This window comes from Adhaeribacter swui (genome assembly GCF_014217805.1).
Classification (GTDB): domain Bacteria; phylum Bacteroidota; class Bacteroidia; order Cytophagales; family Hymenobacteraceae; genus Adhaeribacter; species Adhaeribacter swui.
In genome coordinates, this window is the sequence record NZ_CP055156.1 from 4,792,184 (window position 1) to 4,814,030 (window position 21,847).

The 21,847-nt window shown below is 43.5% G+C and carries 15 protein-coding genes; 5 read left to right on the forward strand and 10 right to left on the reverse strand.

Going from position 1 to position 21,847, the window contains the following annotated elements; genetic code table 11:
* Positions 1-145 precede the first annotated feature (145 nt).
* Together HUW51_RS19830 and HUW51_RS19835 are read right to left on the reverse strand one after the other, a co-directional pair.
* Entirely contained in the window at positions 146-2,722 is a 2,577-nt protein-coding gene (locus HUW51_RS19830) for a GIN domain-containing protein (protein WP_185271357.1), read from the reverse strand.
* Positions 2,719-3,060, reverse strand: a complete 342-nt coding sequence (locus HUW51_RS19835; RefSeq protein ID WP_185271358.1) for a PadR family transcriptional regulator — start codon at positions 3,058-3,060, stop codon at positions 2,719-2,721. Before HUW51_RS19835 ends, HUW51_RS19830 begins: the two co-directional genes overlap by 4 nt.
* A 268-nt stretch (positions 3,061-3,328) precedes the next feature.
* Here HUW51_RS19835 and HUW51_RS19840 point away from each other — a divergent pair, with 268 nt between their 5' ends.
* Positions 3,329-4,414, forward strand: coding sequence for a putative type IX sorting system protein PorV2 (locus tag HUW51_RS19840; protein WP_185271359.1), 1,086 nt, complete (start codon positions 3,329-3,331; stop codon positions 4,412-4,414).
* A gap of 19 nt (positions 4,415-4,433) precedes the next feature.
* The gene (porU2, locus tag HUW51_RS19845; RefSeq protein WP_185271360.1) at positions 4,434-9,449 is read left to right on the forward strand and encodes a putative type IX secretion system sortase PorU2; all 5,016 of its coding nucleotides are present in this window, start codon (positions 4,434-4,436) and stop codon (positions 9,447-9,449) included.
* Positions 9,450-9,543: 94 nt separating this feature from the next.
* On the opposite strand, the gene HUW51_RS24985 is transcribed toward porU2, so the two are convergent.
* The 4 genes from HUW51_RS24985 to fmt form a co-directional block, all read right to left on the reverse strand.
* Entirely contained in the window at positions 9,544-10,398 is an 855-nt protein-coding gene (locus HUW51_RS24985; RefSeq protein ID WP_185271361.1) for a YsnF/AvaK domain-containing protein, read from the reverse strand.
* Positions 10,399-10,448: 50 nt separating this feature from the next.
* Positions 10,449-10,880: a YsnF/AvaK domain-containing protein gene (locus HUW51_RS19855; RefSeq protein ID WP_185271362.1), complete on the reverse strand. Its 432-nt coding sequence runs from the start codon at positions 10,878-10,880 to the stop codon at positions 10,449-10,451.
* A gap of 554 nt (positions 10,881-11,434) precedes the next feature.
* Positions 11,435-11,920 carry a dihydrofolate reductase gene (locus HUW51_RS19860; protein ID WP_185271363.1) on the reverse strand — a complete coding sequence of 162 codons (486 nt, stop codon included), beginning with the start codon at positions 11,918-11,920 and terminating at the stop codon, positions 11,435-11,437.
* Positions 11,921-12,065: 145 nt separating this feature from the next.
* On the reverse strand, positions 12,066-12,998 hold the full coding sequence (gene fmt / locus HUW51_RS19865; protein ID WP_185271364.1) for a methionyl-tRNA formyltransferase: 933 nt from the start codon (positions 12,996-12,998) through the stop codon (positions 12,066-12,068).
* Between the two features lie 523 nt (positions 12,999-13,521).
* On the opposite strand from fmt, the gene HUW51_RS19870 reads away from it, so the two are divergent.
* The gene (locus HUW51_RS19870; RefSeq protein ID WP_185271365.1) at positions 13,522-14,736 is read left to right on the forward strand and encodes an ABC transporter permease; all 1,215 of its coding nucleotides are present in this window, start codon (positions 13,522-13,524) and stop codon (positions 14,734-14,736) included.
* Positions 14,737-15,059: 323 nt separating this feature from the next.
* Here the strand turns inward: HUW51_RS19870 and HUW51_RS19875 are convergent, their stop codons facing one another.
* Positions 15,060-15,875, reverse strand: coding sequence for a mechanosensitive ion channel family protein (locus HUW51_RS19875; protein WP_185271366.1), 816 nt, complete (start codon positions 15,873-15,875; stop codon positions 15,060-15,062).
* Positions 15,876-15,939: 64 nt separating this feature from the next.
* Positions 15,940-16,638 (reverse strand): peptidoglycan DD-metalloendopeptidase family protein, encoded by a 699-nt coding sequence (locus HUW51_RS19880; protein ID WP_185271367.1) that lies wholly within the window; start codon positions 16,636-16,638, stop codon positions 15,940-15,942.
* 118 nt (positions 16,639-16,756) lie between these two features.
* Here HUW51_RS19880 and HUW51_RS19885 point away from each other — a divergent pair, with 118 nt between their 5' ends.
* Both HUW51_RS19885 and HUW51_RS19890 read left to right on the forward strand, forming a co-directional pair.
* Entirely contained in the window at positions 16,757-17,932 is a 1,176-nt protein-coding gene (locus HUW51_RS19885) for a ferredoxin--NADP reductase (RefSeq protein WP_185271368.1), read from the forward strand.
* Between the two features lie 318 nt (positions 17,933-18,250).
* Positions 18,251-19,981: a M3 family oligoendopeptidase gene (locus tag HUW51_RS19890; RefSeq protein ID WP_185271369.1), complete on the forward strand. Its 1,731-nt coding sequence runs from the start codon at positions 18,251-18,253 to the stop codon at positions 19,979-19,981.
* Positions 19,982-20,247: 266 nt separating this feature from the next.
* On the opposite strand, the gene HUW51_RS19895 is transcribed toward HUW51_RS19890, so the two are convergent.
* Together HUW51_RS19895 and HUW51_RS19900 are read right to left on the reverse strand one after the other, a co-directional pair.
* Positions 20,248-20,889 carry a response regulator transcription factor gene (locus HUW51_RS19895; protein WP_185271370.1) on the reverse strand — a complete coding sequence of 214 codons (642 nt, stop codon included), beginning with the start codon at positions 20,887-20,889 and terminating at the stop codon, positions 20,248-20,250.
* Positions 20,858-21,736 carry a sensor histidine kinase gene (locus HUW51_RS19900; RefSeq protein WP_185271371.1) on the reverse strand — a complete coding sequence of 293 codons (879 nt, stop codon included), beginning with the start codon at positions 21,734-21,736 and terminating at the stop codon, positions 20,858-20,860. The genes HUW51_RS19895 and HUW51_RS19900 overlap by 32 nt, the downstream gene beginning before the upstream one ends.
* Positions 21,737-21,847 lie beyond the last annotated feature (111 nt).

Below are 21,847 nucleotides of genomic sequence, written 5' to 3' on the forward strand. Positions count from 1 at the left end.
AAAGATTGGTTGCTTTGCCGGTTTAAGGGTTTATTTAGGAAAAAGTAAATTTTTAAAATTTCGTTAAATTCCGTTTAAGTGGCTCAAAACAAAAAAAGACTAAAGTCAGTAACTTTAGTCTTTTCTTAAACAACAAAGGAAATTTTTAATTTTTTCGAACTTTAGATGCGCCGGAAACATCGCTATCCACGTTGCTCGGATTGCCGCGGTAAGTAATATTACTAACGCCCGAAGCATCGGCGGTCAGTTTTTCGGTAACGTAAATGTTGGCTTTAGATGCACCGGATAAATTTAAGTCTGCTACTCGGCTTCTTAAGCTGCCAGCCTGCACATTACAAGCACCGGAAGCCGTAAGTTGTAACTCATCAGCCCGGCCCGCAATATTCGTTTTGGCCGCACCGGATAAATCTATTTCCAGTTTGTTAGCATTTATTCCAATATTGGTTTGAGCTGCCCCGGACTGGGTTATTTCACATTTATCTTCGTCAAATCCGGAAATATCTGATTTCACAGCCCCCGATAAATCTACGCTTTTTAAATGCGGTAAGGTAACTTCCACAAGCACGTTTTCGCGGTTATTTTTGGTGAAATCCCAGAAATTTACCTCGGATTTGATTTGCAGGGTACTGCCGTTTTTATTCACTTTTAAATTTTTCATCACTTCGTTGTCGCCCCGGGCCCGCACCTCAAAGTTATCGCCTTTTTTAATCCGGACGTGGTAAGCGCCACCAGCTTCTACGTTTTCAAAATCCCGGATATCAAAGGTTTTTTCTTCTGATCCGTAATCTTCCCAAGCTCCGAGTAAATCATTATCCAGTACATTAATATCTACATCGGCAATATCAAAGTCGTTTTGTTCTTCCTGATTTTCGTCGTGGTTTTCTTCCACTACTTTTTCGGGGCAGGTAGCGCAGGTAAACTTATCGTCGCGGAATTCCCAAATGCTGCGGCGCAGGTTTATTTTTTCAAAATCATAGTCTTTGTCGAAGTAATTAGACGCCATGTACACAAACTCCTGGTTCAGGCGGAATTTTTTATTCTGCGGCAGGTAAATTTTCAAACTTAAGTCCTGATCCCGGAAAGCGCCGCCTTTGTTTATTCGCGCCTGCCGGTCGAAAATCAACGTAGAGTCGCGTTGCTGAATGCGGTAGTCCAACATTTGGGCATTGCGAATGGCTTCTTCTTCGGTACGGCCCTTGGCCCGGAATTCCTGCACTACCCGCATGTTAGGGGTTTTTACGCTGCCAAATTCTACTTCGTTAACCCAGCGTTGCATGGGCATGCTGGCATTGCGGGCGTTTAATTGTACTGTAGGAATAGTTTCAATGGTAAACGTTTTTTCGGTGATGTATTCGCCGCGTTCGTTAAAGTTTTGCTGGAACACAAAAATAGCGCTGCCCATGGTAAATAAACTTACTACCCATACCGCAAACATCGACCAGCCCACCGAAGGTTTTAAGAAAAAGCGCTTGGTTAATAAACCAATGGCAATCATTAATAAAAACAAACTCGGGATAAAACCAGCCAGAAAGCCGGCCACCATACCGTAACCCGGAAAGTCGCGGGCAAATAATTGCATGGGGCCATCAAAACCGTTAAAGTATTCTTCGCCAATCAGTCCGGTGCCGGCACCTAAACCAACGAATAAAGCAAAAATAAACCCTAAGGAAATAACTAATAAGATAATACCGGCAAAAATGCGGATGGCCGAGCCAAGAAAATTAAAGAAAGGTTTTAACGTACGGGCAATAACTTCCAGCACCTGGGCCACTAAACGCACCGGAAACAAAAGCACGCGGGCTAAAGTACTTTCCTGGCCGGTTTCGTCTTGCATGCGCAAATTATTTTTCAGCGACTCTTCAATACCCGATAAAGTTACCGGATTACCTTGCATCTGCACCCGGTCGGTAATGGTGGTGGCTAGCGGAACCACTAGCCACAATACAATGTAAATGGGAACACCTAAACCGCCGAATAACACCGAAAGTAAAAAGAGCAACCGCACAATCCCGACGTCCATTCCAAAATACAATCCCAAGCCGCTGCACACCCCGCCAAGTTTTTTATCTAAGGGGTCGCGGAAAAGTTTACGGGCGTTTACTTCGGCCAGAGTATAGCTTTTTGGCAAAGCAATCCAGCACAGTGCGTAAATAAAACCAATTAACCCGGCAGAAATCCCGGCGGTAAATACGCCCAATAAGAAAAGAAAAACAAACACCAAACGAACCCAGATAGAATCGATGCCCAGATAGTTTGCTATACCGGCCGATACGCCGCCAATTACTTTGCGGTTTACGTCGCGGTATAAGCGTCTAGGGCCGGCATTAACCGAAGAGCTGCTTTGGCTATTGTCGCTTTGGGTTTGGGTATGCGTATACGATTGATTTGAAGTGGAACCAGAAGCATTGGCCGACTGATTGGTAGCGCTGTAAGCCTGGTTTAAGTCTTCTTCTTCCTCAATACTGGCAAAGTCTTGTACGCTGCCCATTTGGGTAATTAAAGCTTGTACGTCTTCCTGGGTAATTACTTGTTTACCCGGGTTTAACTTGCCCGAAAATACTTCTGCTATTCTGCCTTCAATATCCGCAACAATCTCCTCGTGACCCGCATAATTAGAAAAGTATGTTTTTATCGCGGCTAAATATTGCCGCAGTTGCTCGTAACCATCTTCTTCGATATGGAAGATAAGGCCTTGCAAGTTGATACTTATATTCTTTTTCATGATGCTTGTTTTTTATGCTTCGTTATGAACTCGATAGAGGACACTACTTCCAGCCAGGTTTGGCGCAATTGCTCTAAAAACTCTTTGCCGGTTTCGGTTAAGGTATAATACTTACGGGGTGGTCCGGCCGTGGACTCCACCCAGGAGTAGTCGAGAAGTCCGGCATTTTTGAGGCGGGTAAGCAGCGGGTAAAGCGTGCCCTCTACCACAATCATTTTAGCAGCGGTTAGCTCATCGAGCATATCCGATGCGTAGACTTCACCACGAGAGATAATTTCCAAAATGCAGAACTCCAGAATTCCCTTCCGCATCTGCACTTGTGTGTTTTCTACTTTCATGATGGTTTAGGTTTAATGTTCGATACAAAGATATTATAAGGTACTATGTAAAACAAGGTACTTGACAAATTTATTTTTTGTTGCGCAGCTCCGGAAATAAATTTTTTTAAAAAATAGATTGTTTTACCCCGGAATATTTGAGAGCAACTATAAAAATTAGAAGAATTAAATTATTATCTTGCTTGTAACAGAAGAATACATTGCACTATAATAAGTTTTATTGTTACGCTATGCATTTTGTAAATAGGAGTTAAGCAGTACGTTTTCTATGCAAAAAAAAATTTTATCCATTCTACTATTTTTAATTTTTTTACTTCCACTTACTGCATTAAGCCAGATTTCGGCGCCTAAATACAGCAACGAATTTTTAAACATTGGTGTAGGAGGGCGGGCCCTGGGTATGGGCAACGTGCAGGTGGGTTTTGTAAGCGATGCTACCGCCGGTTACTGGAACCCGGCCGGTTTGCTGCAATTGCCGCATAAATACAACGTTAGCTTAATGCATTCCGAGCTGTTTGCAGGTATTGTTAAAAACGATTTTGGGGCGTTTGCCCTGCCTCTGGATTCCAGCAGTGCACTGGGTTTTTCCATTACCCGCTCCGGCGTGGACGATATTGCTGATACCCGTCGCTTAAAAAATCACGAATACGGCTATTACCAGTACGACAGCATCCGTTTTTTCTCGGTAGCCGATTACGCCTTTTTAGTTTCGTACGCTCGCAAGAGTAATTTAATTAAAGGTTTGCAATTAGGCGCTAACGCTAAAATTATTTACCGCAACGTGGGGGCTTTTGCTACAGCCTGGGGCTTTGGCTTAGATGCCGGGGCGCAATTACAGTACAAAAAATGGCAGTTCGGAGTAATGGCCCGCGACATAACCACTACTTTTAATGCCTGGAGCCACAACCCCGATGAAATGCGCTACTCGCAGCTTTTGGTAGATTCTACGGCTACTTTGCCCAAAAATACTATTGAAATCACTTTACCCCGCCTGATACTCGGGGCTGCCCGAACGATAGACTTGCCCAAGAATTTAGGTTTGTTAGTTGCTGCCGATGTAGATTTTACTTTTGATGGCAAACGTAATGTGTTAGTCAAAACCCCGGTTTTTTCCCTCGATCCGAAAATTGCTTTGGAGCTAAACTACAACCACCTGGTATTTATCCGGGCCGGGATGAATAATTTGCAACAGATAAAAGAATTTAATAATCAAAAATCCTGGCAGTTTCAACCAAACTTTGGAGTAGGTATTGCCACCAACGGCTTGCAATTAGATTTGGCTTTGTCGAAAGTAGCCGATAATGTCGAAGTTTCTTCAATTATTGTTTCGTTGGGTTATGCTTTTGATAAATAGTAGATCGCGCAATTTACAGATGGTTCTATTTTCTACATTTTTTAAAAAATCCGTTTTCTTTACCACCATTGGTTTGCTTTGGGTGCTGGTAGCCCATGGCCAGGTGCCGGTGGGTAACGAGTGGATTAATTTCTCGCAAACGTATTATAAAATAAACGTTAGCAAAACGGGTATTTACCGCTTAGATCATACGTATTTGAATAATGCTGGTCTGGGGGGAGTAAATCCGCAAAATCTGCAATTATGGCGACGGGGCCAGGAAGTAGCTGTACACGTTGCCGGGGAAGCTGACGGAAAGATAAACCCCGGGGATTACCTGGAATTTTATGGCGAGCGCAACGATGGGCGATTAGACCGTGAAGTTTATAAAAATCCGCAGCACCATTCTAACCCTTACTTCAGCTTATACACCGATACCGCCGCATATTTTTTAACCGTAGCGCCCTCCCCGGGTAAACGCATGCCTATCGTGGATTTACCAAACACCAACTTAACTCCCGAAAACTGGCATAAAGCCGAACGATTAAAATTATATACCCAAGAGTACCAGGGCGGGGCTTTTTACGGCGAAAATCAGATGTCGTGGGGCGATGCCAGCGAAGGGTACGGTGATATGTGGTTCGGAACGATTGGAAGCGGAGCCAGGGCACGCATTAAAGATTTTGAAGTAGATTCTTTGCTCAACCTGGAACCCAGCGGTACTCCGCCTACCATCGAACTAGTACTGGAAGGAGTTTTGCGGGACCCGCATAATGTAACCATTGCGGTAGTTACGCCTGCCGGATCCGTGCGTAACCTGGAAGAGGATATTGTTTTTGGGCCAGCAGCCGGAATTCATAAGATATATACCTTGCAGCCCGGCGATATCTCACCGGCAGGTAAATTAAAAATCCGCTTTACTGTAAACCCCAAAGGTGTCGCCGATATCGTGCGGGTCAGGTATTTAAAAGTGCAATACGCCCATAAAAATTTATTCAGCGATCAACGCTTAACGTTATTACCCCCCGACTCCGTAAAAGCCACCTCTTCGTATGTTGTTTTTCAAAAAAGTACCACGCAAAACTTAAACGCTTACGAAATTACCAATCCATATAGTACTCGTAAAATAGTAGTAAACAATCAGGCAAACCAGGCTGGTTTTGTGAGCCCGGAACCTAATAATCGCCAACAAAAATATTTTTTACTGGCCGATAATAATTTTTTGATTCCGACCCCGGCCAAAAAAATCATTTTCCGGAATCTGGCTAACAGCCGGGCCAATTACATTATTTTGTATCATCGGCGATTAAGAAAACCAGCCGCAACTTACCCGGATCCGGTAAAAGCTTACGCTGACTACCGGGCCTCTACCCCCGGGGGCAAGCACGATACTTTGTCCTTAGAAATCCAGCAGATTTACGATCAGTTTCATTACGGCGAAAAGTCAGCGATGGCCGTGCGGCAACTGGTGCAATACCTAAGTAATCAAGGTAAACCCGAGTATATGCTGTTGCTGGGCCAGGCCCTACTGGCTGATTACGAAAATTTTGGCCGCTCCCGAACGGCTCCTTCTCCCGCGGCTATTCAGCGCGACATGGTACCTACCGGCTATCCTGCTTCCGATATATTTTTAACTTCGGACTGGGATAAAGATGTATACTTTCCCAAAATTGCGACGGGTAGAGTTGTAGCCCAAACGCCGGATGAATTGGCGGCTTATTTTGATAAAGTTAAAGAACACGAAGCTTTACCCAACAACCTGGACTGGCGAAAAAATATCTTGCATTTAGGTGGCGGCGATACCGAGCAGCTTAAATCTTACATTCAAAGTGCTTTAACCCGCTGGAAGAATATGGCAGAAAAAACGTATTTGGGCGCCAAGGTTAAAAGTATTTACCGGTTAAACAATACGGCCGGTGTAGAACGGTTAAACGTTAGCGCCGATATTAATGCAGGATTAGGTTTAGTTACTTTCTTCGGCCATTCTTCGCCCACCAACAACGATATAGATATTGGGCTGGTAACCGACCCGGTAAATGGCTATAATAATACCGGCAAATACCCCATGATGATTATGAACGGCTGCGCCACCGGTAACCCTTTTCTGGACAATACCTTTGGCGTAAATTGGTTATTAGCGCCCCAAAAAGGGATTATATTGTATTTGGCTAATACCAGCATCGGTTACGCTAATTTGCTGCAAATTTATTCCGAAAAGTTTTACGAAGTGGCTTTTACCGATTCTACTTTTTACGGCAAATCCGTGGGGCATATTCAGCAAGAAGTAATTAAGCGGTTTTTAAATGTGGCGCAAAGCCCTAATGCCACCGCCCAAGCCATGCAGATGCTGTTGCAAGGCGATCCGGCCTTACGGTTTTTTGCTCCACCTAAACCGGATTACGTAGTGCAGGAAAACGGGCCTTTTCTGCAGCCTTTCAACAACGAACGGCTTACCGCCGCCTCCGATTCTTTTACCATTGCCATACCGGTTAAAAACTTAGGCAAAGCCCTAACCGATTCCTTTTACGTTTCTGTTACCCGAAATAACGCCACCGTTATTGATTCGGTAATGTTTCCGGCGGTATATAACCAGGATACCTTATTTTTTAAATTTGTTGATAAAACGGGGCATTTCTCGGGAGTTAATCGGTTTACCATTGTGCTGGATCATCTAAACCAGGTTAGTGAAATGGATGAAACCAACAATACCTACACCTTTGAATATTACTTTCCGGCCAATACGGTGCAGGCACTTTATCCACCAGAATACGCCATTGTGCCGGAAAATACGGTTAAACTGGTAGGGCAATCGCTGCAAGAACAAACCCGTACCCAGGACTATTATTTTGAATTAGATACTTCTCCCGAATTTAATTCCAGTCGCAAGCAATCAACCACCATAAGTGGGGCTGGTGCTTTGCCCATCTGGCGGGTTTCTTTGCCGCCCAGCCAGGCGCCCGAAGATAGTGTGGTCTATTATTGGCGGTTCCGGACCAGTGAACTGGCACCGGGTCAGGATTCGATCGTGTGGGGTACCAGTTCCTTCCGGTATATTCCGGGTAGTCCCCGTGGGTGGTCGCAGAGTCAGCCGGCACAACTGGATCGGGCCATGCGTAACGGCATTGCCTTTGAACCAAGCAGTCAGAAATGGGAGTTTACGCCAAATTTTAAAAATTTAAATTTACGGGCCAGCGGCGGTAAGTTAACCAGCGCATTTCCCCCGAATGGTATTTTTATTGATGACCGCATCCGGTTTGATGGTAGTTGCGGGTTGGGGCAGCCGAACGTTTTGGCCGTGGTATTTAACGACAAAACGCTGGAGCAGCACCTCATGCCCAGTGATTTGGGAGCGGTTCTCTGCGGAAGTCCTCCTAAGTCGATGTACCACTTTGGTAATATTAATAATGCCACGAACCAGGAAAACCTACGCCGTTTTCTGCAGGCCGTGCCGGTAGGGTATTACGTAGCGCTTATTTCGGTAAACAACGTAGCGTTTTCAACCTTTTCGCCGGCCTTAAAAGAAGCTTTTCACCAGGTAGGCTCCCGTTTAATCGATAGTTTACAAACCGGTTATCCTTTTGCGCTCTTGGGGCGCAAAGGCCAGGCGGTGGGCTCGGCGCAGGAAGCTACCTACCTGCGCAGCAATGCTACCGAAGCAGCTTTGCAAGTGGCCGAATTAAATACCAACATGCAATCCCGGGGAGTGCAGGGTCAGATAACATCTACTTTTGTGGGACCGGCTACCGCGTGGCGCAAAGTAAATTGTGCCGTGAAAAAAAATGGAGCCGGCCCTGACCGTTTTGCTTTAACCGTGCGCGCCTACAACGAACAACGGAACCGGGATACGCTACTTTACAATAATATAACGGTAAAAGAATTAGATTTATCTAAATTGTCGGCTAGCCGGTATCCATATCTCCGGCTGCAATTAACCGTTTCGGATACTTTAGACCGGACCGCCCCGCAACTTAATCAATGGTTGGTTTTATACGAAGGCACCCCCGAAGGAGTCGTGCGCGTAGATACTTTAGGCTCGGACAAGTACAAGGATTTAGGCGTTCAGGCAGCTTCGGGCAGCATCAGCACCAGCTTTGTTTTTCAGAATATTTCGGATTATAACTTTCCGGATTCTTTGGTGGCCCGGTTTACTTTACAAGGTACCAATGGCTTTACCCGGGATATTAAAGTAAAGCCGCTGGCCAAAGGAGAAGCCACGGCAATCCCGGTTACGTTTGCTACCCGTAATTTAAGCGGGAAGTACATTTTGCGCTTGTTTGTAAACCCTTACCTGCAACCCGAATTAAATTATATCAATAACGTTTTTGAAATACCTTTTACGGTGGGCACCAATACCCCGCCATTGCTAGATGTAGCTTTTGATGGGCAACATATCCTGGATGGCGACATTGTATCGCCCAACCCACAAATAACGGTTTTGGTAAAAGATGAAGACAAGTACTCGTTTATAAAAGATACTGAGGGTATGGAGATGCTCTTGCTGCGGCCAAACAGCGCCAACTACGAGCAAATAAACTTAAGCGGCAGCAACGTAAAAGTATTTCCGGCAGATAAGAAAAGTGATTTTCGGGTGGAGTACCGGCCGGAAAACCTGGAAAACGGAATTTATAAACTGCGGGTTCAGGCGCGGGATGCCAGTAACAACCAGGCTGGTTTTGAGCCTTACGAAATCAGTTTTAATGTAATTAACGAATCCACCATTACTAATTTTTATCCTTATCCAAATCCTTTATCTAGTAAAACCCGGTTTGTATTTACGGTTACCGGCACCGAAGTTCCGCAAAATTTAAAGGTGCAGATATTAACGGTTACGGGTAAAGTTATCCGGGAAATTACCAAAGAAGAATTAGGCCCGATAAAGATCGGCAATAATACCAGCGAATACGCCTGGGATGGCACCGATGAATTTGGCGATAAACTGGCTAATGGCGTTTATTTGTACCGGGTAGCAATGGATACAGATTTGTTCTCGCACCGCAAAACGGCCGCCGATAAATCGTTTAAGAAGGGCTACGGTAAATTGTATATTTTGCGTTAAAGCAATATTTTTAAATTTTAAAAAATTTTAATTTTTACCAATAAAAAAGCAGCTATTTGCGGTAGCTGCTTTTTTACTTTATTTATATTGGATATTATAAATTAGGATTACGGTCCATGTCTAGGTTATTGGTAGTGCGGTTGGTATGGGTGGTGGTACTATCTACATCACCACTCAGGTTTTCCACTTCTACATCGGTCCGGCGAACGGTTTCGTGAATGGTTTCCTGACGTTCTTCTACGTCTTTACCCAAGCGTACTTCTTCTACCACGCGGGCTTCTTTGCCCACTACCGGCACTTCGGCTTGCTCTCTTAATTCAATTTCGCCTTCGCGGAAATTAGCTAAATCGGCTTCGGTAGCCGGACGGTTTACCGGGTTACGCTCCACACGAACGTGTTCTACGCGCAAACGTACGCTTTCTTCTACGGGGCGTTCAATAATCCGGCTTCTGATCCGGGCGCCACCGGTTTCCACTACGCGTTTACCAACCTGCAATTCTTCTTCAATAATCGGAATAGCAGTAGAGTTAGTAGTATCGGCAGTATTAAAGTTGGTATCGGTATTGTAGTTTCCGCTCCGGTATTGGGAAGCTCGCTCATCAACATCTACAGCTCCGTATTGATCTAAAATCCGGGCAGCCTCATCGGCCTCAGTAGCCGAATTGGCGTGTACTGTAAGAATAGAGCCCCGACGACCTACTTCGCTGTAAGTTCTAACGGTGTCATCATCGTCGGAGCCAAACAAATTCCGGAAGAATCTACTTACGCTGTCGTCATCGTCGTTATTATAAGTGCTGCTGGTGTTATAATCGTTGGTGGTGGTAACGCTGGCAGTTCCGGGAGTGGAAATATCAATTCTATCTTGTGAAATGCCTGCGTTCATTAAGTGTTGTAAGGCTTGTTGCGCTTCAGACGCATTGTCGAATATTCCTATTACTGTTTGTGACATAGTTTTATTTATTTAAGGTTTAAGGTATTGGTATTAAAAAAAGTAAGGCTTTACGTCAAATCGTTGCTTTTAAAATCCGTTGTTGTTCTTTCAATATTTACTTCTTCTTTCCGGAGCGTTACCGTTTCTGATACTTTGGTTTCTGTTTGCTGTTTTTGCACCCGTATTTCTTCCACCAACATGAGGCGTTTTTCAATTACTACTACTTCTTGCACCACCGGTATTACCATTACATCGCCTTCGTAACGTATCGCGGGGGCAGCATCGATGTATTGGTTAATGGGTACCCGGTCTACCTGTACGTGTTCTTGCAATAAAGCAGCTTCTACCAAGGCTTCTTCCTCGTTTACTTTTTTAGTAATTCGTACTTTGCCGGTTTCTACTACTTTCTTGTCAAGCTTTATTGTTTCCTCAATTACCGGAATAGAATGAACCGTTTTGTCTGTTTCATTCCGCCAGTTATTGTTCCGGATTTCGTCCATTGTATTTTTATAAAAATTTAAAAAATCACTTACTCCTAATAAGTAAGTTGGTAAAGGCTCATACGGTACTTATAATTTATTGTTTAACTTCGTATCGGAAATTTATTATTTTAAATAACACAAGAGTTAACAATCCGGTAATCTAATTACTCTTCGAGCCAATTAAAAAGGTTGCAAAAAGAAAGGTAAATTGCTGAAAAATATAATTTTAATGAATTGCAATAGAAACAAACGAGGTTTAATAATAAATTTTTATCTACTAATAAATTATTATATAAAATTTTTAATGGCAAAAAAGTTATATTTTTATTGACTAATGTTCAGCCGGGGTTTGCAAACTCAATTCTGATTTTACGCTAAATTACCGGCTTAAAATTGCCTTTAACAAAAGTAGGATTACTCGAATTAAAGTAAAAGGGGATGGATGCTGATTGGAAATAGCCGTTTATAAACTTGCCGGGGAAAACAAGATAATAGCTTAAAACTATTGCTACAAAAACAAAAAATTTAAAAATCAGCGGGGTTCCAGAAGTTGCTTCAGCTAAGAAATAGATTTAGCTTCGTTTTAGTTGAATAAAGCTGTAATTGTATTTATTTTTCTCGTCGGCGGTAAAATCCTGGCGGCTTACTTCTTGCCATTCCTTCGGGTTTATTTCCGGGTAAAAAGTATCACCCGCAAAATTTTCGTGAATCAAGGTTAGAAACATGGTGTCGATGTATGGCAAGGCCTGCTGCAGTATTTCGGCGCCGCCAATAATAAATACATCCGAATTAATTTGCTGGGCTTTTGTAATGGCACTGCTAACATTATTTACAACCAGGCAACCGGGTTGGTGATATTCCGGCTGGCGCGTTATAATAATGCTGGTGCGATTTGGTAAAGGCTTGCCGATGGACTCAAAGGTTTTTCGACCCATGATGATGGGGTGGCCCGTCGTTAAATTTTTAAAAAATTTTAAATCGGCGGGCAAATGCCAGGGTAATTGGTTGTTTTTGCCAATTACCCGGTTCTCCGACATTGCAAATACAGAAGCAATCATGTGGTGGTGGTTACGCGTTGGTGGTAATGTTAGTTAAACTGGCCGACGAAAGTATTGTTTTAATGTTAGAAACTGTACTGCTTTAATGACAGTAATTAGCTCGGTGCCAGAAAATTTATTTGATTCAGACAGGCATGGTTTATTATCAAAACTTATACCCGCGCAGCAACTCTTCTGTGCTCATCCGTTTTTTACCTTCCAGTTGCAGATCAATTACTTTTAAAGTTCCTTGGGTGGTGGCAAAATGTAAATAAGTTTTATTATCGGTTTGTAAGGTGCCGGGCTGGGGTTGCTCGTGGGTAGTAGGTGCCTCGGGCAAAACTACGGAACGGTAAATTTTTAAAATTTTGTTATTTACCTTGGTCCAGGCGCCCGGATAAGGCGCTAAACCCCGGATAAAGTTGTGGATTTGAACCGCGGATTGCTGCCAGTTGATCTCACAAAATTCTTTCGAAATTTTAGGCGCTTCTTTTAGCTCGGCGTGCTTGGGTTGCGGTAGCGGCTGTACCTGGTTGTTTTCGATGGCTTGCACCGTTTTTAAAGCTAAATCTGCGCCCAAGTGTTTCAGCTTTTCGTACAGCGAGCCAAAATCATCATCATCCGCAATACTTATTTTTTCCTGCAACAAAATATCGCCGGTATCAATTTGGTGCCGCAGAAAAAACGAGGTGACGCCGGTTTCTTTTTCACCGTTAATCAAAGCCCAATTTATGGGGGCGGCGCCGCGGTAATCGGGTAGCAACGAACCGTGAATATTAAACGTGCCAATGGCCGGCATGCTCCAAACTACCTCGGGCAGCATTCGAAAGGCCACAATTATTTGCAGGTTAGCCTGGTAGCTGCGTAGTTCCTGAATAAAGGCTTCGGATTTTAGATTAGTAGGCTGCAGTACCGGAATATTCTGGCTAACTGCATATTCTTTCACCGGCGAAGGCGTTAACTTTAAACCCCGGCCGGCGGGTTTATCGGGGGCGGTAATTACCGCTACCACTGGGTACTTATTTTCGATTAGCTTTTGCAAAGTAGGTACGGCAAAATCTGGAGTACCCATAAATATAATTCTAAGTTCCTGAGCCATTGTTTTAATCAGAACAGTTAATAAAGCCTTTCAGCAAAATTATTCTATTTAAGTAAACCAGGTAAATATACGTTACCAAAGTTGGGTCGGGCGCTTTTTTTTAAACCTCCTGCGTTTACCGCTGCAATATGGGGGAGCCGCTTAGAATTTAAAAATTTTAAAAAATCTTTTACTGTATATGATAACTTGACGGCATGTGCGGGTAGTTTGCTGGCGCCACGTATAAAGTAATTCCTGGTTATATTTAAAATTCTGACTTTAAGTACTTACCTAAATACAGATTGGCAACTTTCACCGGCTTTTGCGTACAAATACCCAAATTAGTTAAATTGATTAAGGGTTTGAGCAGGTAATTTAAAATCCTGAACGGGATAGCTTACCATAATTGAAAGTAAAACCGTACAGGCTAATCTGTTTTTTAACCATACAAAATTAACACTGAAACTACTTTTCAGAAACCGCTCCTAAACCATTTAGTTGTAAGTTCAATTTCGTGCCTATATTTGCTTTATAATACGACCGCGTGAATATTTCGAGATATATATCCAGTAAAATAGGTGCAGCCGGAGGTGATTCTTTTACCTCCTCGGTTACTAAAATTGCCATTATCAGCATTGCCGTGGGTTTGGCCATCATGATTGTTTCCTTTGCCATTCTGCAAGGTTTCCGCAACGAAATACAACGTAAAATTTTTTCCTTCGGGGCGCACCTGCAAATCAGTAAATACGACACCAACAATTCCTTCGAACGCAAACCCATTAGCGCCAATAAGGTGGTGAAAAACTTAAAAGGAATTCCGGAAATCAAACATTACCAGCCTTTTGCTTTTAAAACCGCTATTATTAAAACCGACGATGAGGTATACGGGGTTATTTTAAAAGGAATCGATAAAGATTATGATTTTAAACCCATGCAACAGAACCTGGTGGGTGGTAAAGTAATTACTTTTTCGGATACTGCGGCCTCTAACGATATCATGATCAGTAGTCAGGTTGCCAGCAAATTACGAATCAAATTGGGCGATAAGGTTAGTTTCTTTTTTATTCAGAACCCGCCCCGGGCGCGGCGGTTTACGGTAAAAGGAATTTTTAAAACCGGCCTGGAAGAGTTCGACCAGGTTTACGTTTTAGCCGACATGCAGCATATCCGGGATTTAAATAAGTGGAATGATACCTTAGTAACAGGCTACGAAATTATGTTGAAGGATTTTAACAAAATTGATACGGTAGCCACCACCGTTTTTAACCGCATGAATTATGATTTGCAACTGGAAAAAGTAACCGATCAGTACGCCCAGTTATTTGACTGGATGAAACTGCTGAACCAGAACGTGATCATTTTTTTAATTCTGATTATTTTTGTGGCCACTTTTAACATGGTTTCGTCGGTGTTTATCATGATTCTGGAGCGCACCAACATGATTGGTTTACTAAAAGCCCTTGGCGCCACCGACCCGCAAATCCGGAAAGTATTTTTTTACAAAGGGGTACAGTTAACTTTGCGCGGTTTGGTGTATGGCAATTTAATTGGCCTGGGTTTTTGCGCGTTTCAGTATTTTACCAAAGCTATTCCCCTCGATCCCGAAAACTACTACATGGATACTGTACCCATTGCCTGGAACCCGGGCATTATCATTATCTTGAACTTAGTTACCCTGGGGCTTACCATGCTAGCCATTATGATCCCCACGTACATGATTGCCAAAATTAAACCCGTAACTGCTATTAAGTTTGATTGATTTAGTCGATGGTCCATAGTCCATGGATTTTAAAATCAATAGAGTTTGTATTTAAAAAGCATTGTTGTACTTAGAGTTAGCGAAGCGCTCTAAGTAATTTTGGGATAGCCAATCTCTGATTGGCGTAACTAAGCATTCTGATAAACGCTAATCAGTGATTGGTTGTCTAGAAATGTACAGAGACCGCTAACGCGAACTCTGCACGTAACCATTGGTTGGATTTTCTTCTTGTTGTCTTGGTTAATTCTGCTAATTGATTCTACAAGCTAGACAGAGTAGAAAAGCTAAAATTTTTAAAATTTATTAGAATACAACTAAACCGATTACCGGGATGCGTTGGGATCGCGGTAGGCGATGGTAATGCCGTTTTTCTCGAAGGCTGAGCGAATCCAATCGTGAAAGTCGTTGGTGATGCCACCCACATTGCCTTTGGCAGCCCAAACCCGGGTATAGATATTTACTCCCATATCGGTGTTTTCGGAAACTACCTGCGGCGCTGGTTCCGGCAGAATGCGGTTATCTTGGGCAATTAGCTGGCGAATCAAATTTTTTGCTAATGCTACATCGTTGCCATAATGAATCAAAATCCGGATATCGGCCCGCCGGTTAGATTCTACATCGTAGTTCACGATGGTGCTGGAGGCTAACGGACCATTAGGGATGTAAATCGTTTTATTTTCGGGAGTTTTAATAACCGTATTTAAAATATTAATCAGGTTTACGGTACCGCTTACGCCTTGCGCCTCAATGTAATCGCCTACCCGGAACGGCTTTAAAGCCAGTATCAGCACTCCACCGGCAAAATTCGCCAAGCTGCCCTGCAAAGCTAAACCAATGGCCAAGCCCGCCGAACCCAATACGGCAAACACCGAGGTCATTTCCATACCCAGTTGGGATATTACCGCAATAATGAGCAGGATTTTTAATGCCACGTTTAACACATTGCGCAAAAAAGGCCGCAACGATGGGTCTACGTTGTGGGTTATCATTTCCCGGTTAATAAACTTTACAATCCGGTTTATCACCCATAAGCCAATAAACAAAAGCAGCATGGCTACCAAAAAGCGGGCGCCGTAGGTTACAAAAAAGGTAGTCAGGGTTTCGCGGTACCGGTTAAAGTCAAAGAAATCGTGGTTCATCGGCTTCTTAATTATTTTTAAATTTTTCAGATTTTCCAGAATCCAGAGTTGTACGCAAATGTTTTTAAAAAGCTGTTAAATGGCGGCATTGTAATAGCAGATTCGGATCGGGGCAAAGTTGCGCATACATAGTTTTCTCATTCGGACTACATACTCCCGGAAAATCGCCTGTCTGGCTCATCATATCGGTAATTAATTGAAAATGAAGGTGCGGCGGCCAATCGCCATTTTCCGGAAAATCACCAATAAAACCTACTTGTTCTCCTTTATTAAAAATTTTACCAACGTGTAAATCATGTAAAGAAGACCGGCTAAGATGGCCGTACAAAGTAAAAAATTTAAAATCCGGGAGTTGATGTTCCAGAATAATGGTAGGTCCGTAATCGCCGAATTGCGCATTATCCTGAAAGGAGTGCACGGTGGCCGCCAAAGGAGCTAATACCGGCGTGCCTGCTTCGGCCCAGATATCTACGCCCAGGTGAATGCTGCGATTGGTATTTGTTTGGTCAAAAAGGCGGCTGCGGCGATAAATTACTCGGTTCTCCAGGTAGCCGCCAATACCCACGCGGGCATTTTTTTGCTGCAACATTTGCTCAATTAAGGCATCAAACGAAACCGTATTTTCCAGGTTATAATCCGATAATAATGTATTTTGGGCCGTAAAATCTAAGCGGCAAACCAGATCAGAGTTTAAATCAATGGGCACCACCGGCCCGGCCAAAGAAGAAAGTTCCGCCAACACAGCATCAGGCAAAGTATTCATATTAGTGTGATTAAGAGTTAAAATTAAAAAAAAGGAAACCTTTAAACCAAAATGGGGTTTTCCAAACGTTAATTGTTAATTGCGCCGCTTAAAATTACCTTTGCGCAAAGTTTTACCTATGAGTCAAGCAAACCTGCAACTGAAAGTAGTGGATATTACCCGGGAAACCGCCGATGCCATTACCATTCATTTAGAACATCCCGAACAAAAAGCTATTCCGTACCTGGCCGGTCAGTTTTTAACTTTAATTGTACCCATAAACGGCAAAAAAGAACGCCGGGCTTATTCTTTGTGTAGTTCACCGGCCGAGCATCCCCGGCTTTCCGTTACGGTGAAGCAAGTAAAAAACGGATTATTATCTTCTTACTTAGTAAAAAATTTAAAAGTGGGCGATACCCTGGAGGTTTTACCGCCCATGGGCCATTTTAATTTAACTCCCGAAGCTACCAAAAACCGCACGGTGGTTTTAATTGCGGCGGGCAGCGGCATTACGCCGTTAATGGCCATGGCTAAATCGGTATTGCACCACGAGCCCAACAGCCAGGTGCGCCTGATTTACGGCAACCGCCACGCTGATTCGGTAATTTTTAAAAATCAACTGCAAACCTTAGAACAACAATTTCCGGAGCGCTTGCGCGTAACCCACGTTTATAGCCAAGCGGTTGCAAGCGATAAACCGGTTAAATCCGGCGGTTCGTTTTTCAGCCGTTTGTTTGGTAAAAGCAAAGAACCAGAAGTAGTAAACACTCCAGCGGTGAATAATACAAACACTTACTCCGGACGAATAAACCGGAATTTGCTGCTAAAAATTCTGGAAGATTTAAACGAAAAAAACTCTCCCGCAACGGAGTTTTATTTATGCGGGCCCGAAGGTTTAATGGCCGAAGCCAAAACGGCTTTACAAATGTTGCAAGTGCCCACCACCCAAATTTTTAAAGAAAGTTTTGTGAGTTCGGGTAATAATAGCGCCGATGCCGGGGTTAGTTCCCCGGTTATAGAAGAAGGTGCGCATGCGATCCAGGATCAGGAGGTAACGATAAAGTTTGAAGGTCAAATCTACCAGGTAGCTGTTACTAAAAACGAAACTATCTTGGAAGCCGCCCTAAGCCAGGACATTGATTTGCCTTTTTCGTGCCAGGCTGGTTTATGTACCGCTTGCATGGGTAAGTGTTTATCCGGCAAAGTACACATGGACGAACGCGAAGGTTTATCTGATGCGGAGGTGGCGCAAGGTTACGTCTTAACCTGCGTCGGGCATCCATTAACCAGCGATGTCGTTATTGAAATTGGCTAGTTCGAATTGTTAATTGTTATTATATAAAAGTTTTAAGCGAATTAATTTAGTTGGGTATTAACTTGAAAACTGCTTAAGATTAGCATTTACGCGATGCCAGTTACCGGTGCTGATGTCCGTACTACCATCTGACTCACCTGGATTAAAATTGCTGAAAGGTGTTTTGATTTAGAAATCAGGAAATTCAAAAAACTGCTTTTAAAACAAAGAATGGAAATGTAAATAATTAAAAATTTTACCCTTAGGCAGTTTAACCAAGTATTCTCAACTAAAATTTTCGGTTTAAACCGATTTTTTAAAATTTAACAAAATCTAAAAATGAACAACGTCACCACGAACATACAAATACCGCAGCGGCCCACCCGCCGTTTTTTGCCGCAACAATTTGAGGTAAATGATTGGGCTACTCTAGAACCTTATTTGCAGGAATTACAAGACCGGCCAATTCAATCGGCAGAGGATTTAGAAAAATGGATGCTGGACCGCAGCGAACTCGAAAGTGCCTTTGGCGAAGAAATTGGCTGGCGTTACATCCGGATGACCATAAATACCCAGGACGAAGCAGCTACCGAATCTTTTCAGTATTTTGTAACCGAAATAGAGCCCAAAGTAGCGCCCTACGACCATGCCCTGAACCAGAAGCTGCTAGAATCACCATACTTGCCCGAACTGGATCAGGAAAAATACCGCATTTATTTACGTTCGGTGCGGCGCCAACTGGAAATTTTCCGGGAAGAAAACATTCCCTTAAAAACCGAAATTACCACCAAACAACAACAATACGCCGCCATTACCGGCGCCATGACCGTAACCCTGGATGGCGAAGAAATGACCTTGCCCCGGGCTGCCGATCGCTTGAAAAGCCTGGACCGGAACATACGCCAGGAAACCTATGAGGCCATTCAAAACCGCCGTTTGCAGGACAAAGACCAACTGGATGCCTTGTTCACGGAGTTAATTCAATTACGCCACCAGGTTGCCGTAAATGCCGGTTTTGCTAATTTCCGCGATTACATGTTTGCCGCTTTAGGTCGGTTTGATTATACCCCCCAGGATTGTTTTGATTTTCACGCGGCGATCCGGGAATACGTGGTACCTTTAAACACCGAACTGGATCGGCAGCGGAAAAAAGCCTTGCAATTACCCGAACTGAAACCCTGGGATTTAGACGTAGACGAAACCGGCAAGCCCCCACTAGAACCGTTTAAAACCGGCGACGAATTACTCCAAAAAACCATACAGTGTTTTTACGCCATTGATCCCTATCTGGGCGATTGCTTAGCCATTATGCAGCAAATGGGCCACCTGGACTTAGAATCGCGGAAAGGAAAAGCGCCGGGTGGTTACAATTATCCCCTGGAAGAAATTGGCGTACCTTTTATTTTTATGAATGCCACCTCGTCGTTGCGCGATGTGGTTACTTTGCTGCACGAGGGCGGGCACGCGGTACATTCTTTCTTAACGCGCAATTTAGCTTTAAATGCCTTTAAACAAACCCCTTCCGAAGTTGCTGAACTGGCTTCTATGTCGATGGAATTAATTTCCATGGATCAATGGCACTTGTTTTTCCCGGATCCGGAAGAATTGCGCCGGGCCAAGAAAATTCACCTGGAAGGCGTGCTCGAAACTTTCCCGTGGGTAGCAACCATTGATCAGTTTCAGCACTGGGTTTACGAAAACCCGAACCATACTGTAGCAGAACGCCAGCAAAAGTGGGTCGACATATTTGATGCTTTTAACCAGCATGAAGTAAACTGGCAAGGTCAGGAGCATATAAAACCCTTTATATGGCAAAAGCAATTGCACCTCTACGAAGTGCCTTTTTACTACATCGAGTACGCCATGGCGCAACTAGGCGCTATTGCCGTCTGGAAAAACTACAAAGAAAATCCGCAGGCCGGCTTAGCAGGTTATAAAAATGCACTTGCTTTGGGTTATACTGCTTCCATCGGCGAGGTGTATGCCGCCGCCGGTATTAAATTCGATTTTTCGGGCGAATACATCCAAAGCCTCACCGACTTTGTACGGCAGGAAATGGCAGATTTGTAAAAGCTTTTAACTGGTGTTCAGCGGTTGTGTTTCTCCGCTGAACACCAGTTAAAATTTTTCAATTATAAGATCCGTTTTTCTTTGGAGCCTTTTCAAGCCCTCAGGTTGTTTAGCTTCCCGTTGGCGAAGGGGTTAAAAAGTTAGATAGCACCAAGGCAGGAACCGACTCCAAAGAAAATGCTTACTATCGAGCAAAATCAATGTTAACTTTATAATAATATTTGGTGTAAACCTGATTTTGAGGTTTAACATTATTAGTTGTAAACTCAGGCAAAGTGTTCCAATGCAAAGCGGAGCAAGCTGTTTTTGCCAGTTAAATTTAGCTTTTTCGCCATGTTCATGCGATGGTTAAACACCGTTTTCTCACTGATAAATAACTCATCGGCAATTTCTTTGCTGGTTTTATATTGGGCTACCAGTTGAATAATCTGCCGTTCGGCGGGCGTTAATAAATCTAAAATTTCCTGCGTTTTCTGCTTGGGGGTGTTTTGGGGTCGGCGCAGTAAAAACAACGACATTTCCGGGCTAATGTAAGGGTTACCCTCGGCTACTATCCGGATGGCGTGCATAATATCGGTAACGGCATTTTCTTTTAAAACATAACCGCAAATTCCCAGTTCCAGGGCTTTAAGTAAGGGCGCTTTTTCTTTGTGCATGGTAAGCAAAATAATGGGCAGCTTGGGGTTTATTTCCAGCATTTTTTCGGCTGCTTCTAACCCGTTCATGCGGGGCATATCAATATCCAGCACTACAACGTCGGCGCGATAGGTTTGCATGGCCACCAAAGCTTCCCAGCCGTTAGTAGCCTGGGCTACCACGTTAAAATCTTCTTCCATTTCCAAGCCTTCCCGCAGCCCTTTTAAAAAAATCGGATGATCATCGGCAATTATCAGGTTTAGTTTGGTCATGGGAAGTAGGTATTTGTTTTAGTGGAATCTTAATTTCGAAAGTGGTATGCCGGTTACCCGAAGCCCGGAAGGTAAGCGTACCCGCTACTAACTCCAGCAACTCCTGCAAGCGCAAAAGATCGTAATTTTTTAAAAAATTTGCTGCCAGATACGAAAAAAAAGTAGCCGCGCCCTGCACCTGTAACTCAAATAGCACAACGGTTTGCCGTTGCTGGGCTCCTAACCAAACACCGGTAACATCAGGTTGCTTTTGAATAATGGCTAAACATTCCTGTAAAATCCGGTAAATAAAAATTTCCTGGTCTTTGGCAAAAAGCTGATCCAGATTAGGTATTTCGGCCACGAACGGCCACGATACTTTAGTTGATGTTTGCTCAGCTAAGCATTGCAAGGCTGGGGTTAAGCCTAGCAAGCTGAGTTCGTAGGGGTGCAGTTCGTAGGTTAGGTTTCGGATTTTTTGCAAAGCTGCTGTTACAATCTCCACTAATGAATTTAACTCTGCTAAAGTATCGGCCGCATCACCGGGCTTGTTTTTCAATTTTAAAGCACCGTTTTTAATCAATATTAAGCTTTGACCCAGGTTATCGTGCAGTTCGCTGGCCAGTTGCTGGCGTTCCTGTTCCTGATCGCGTAATAATACCTGCGTAAAGGTATTGGCAGAGGTGGTTTTATTTACAATATCGTGGCCATTAGCGGTATGGGAGGTATTTGCTGCCTCCGACATAACCAGATTCAGGCGTTTAACAGATGGCGGCTCGTACGTTGGGGTATAATTGCTCTTGCCAAAAACGCTACTGGCATTGGTCTGGGGTAAACACGAAAAGTAAATATTAGTTGGGGCCGCCATGTTATTTTATTTTCAGGGCTTGCACAGGTAAGCCGCATTTCACATTTGTTTAAAAAAGCATAAACCAGTTATGCTTCTCCGGATAAACAAAAGTATAACCTCGTAAAGCGG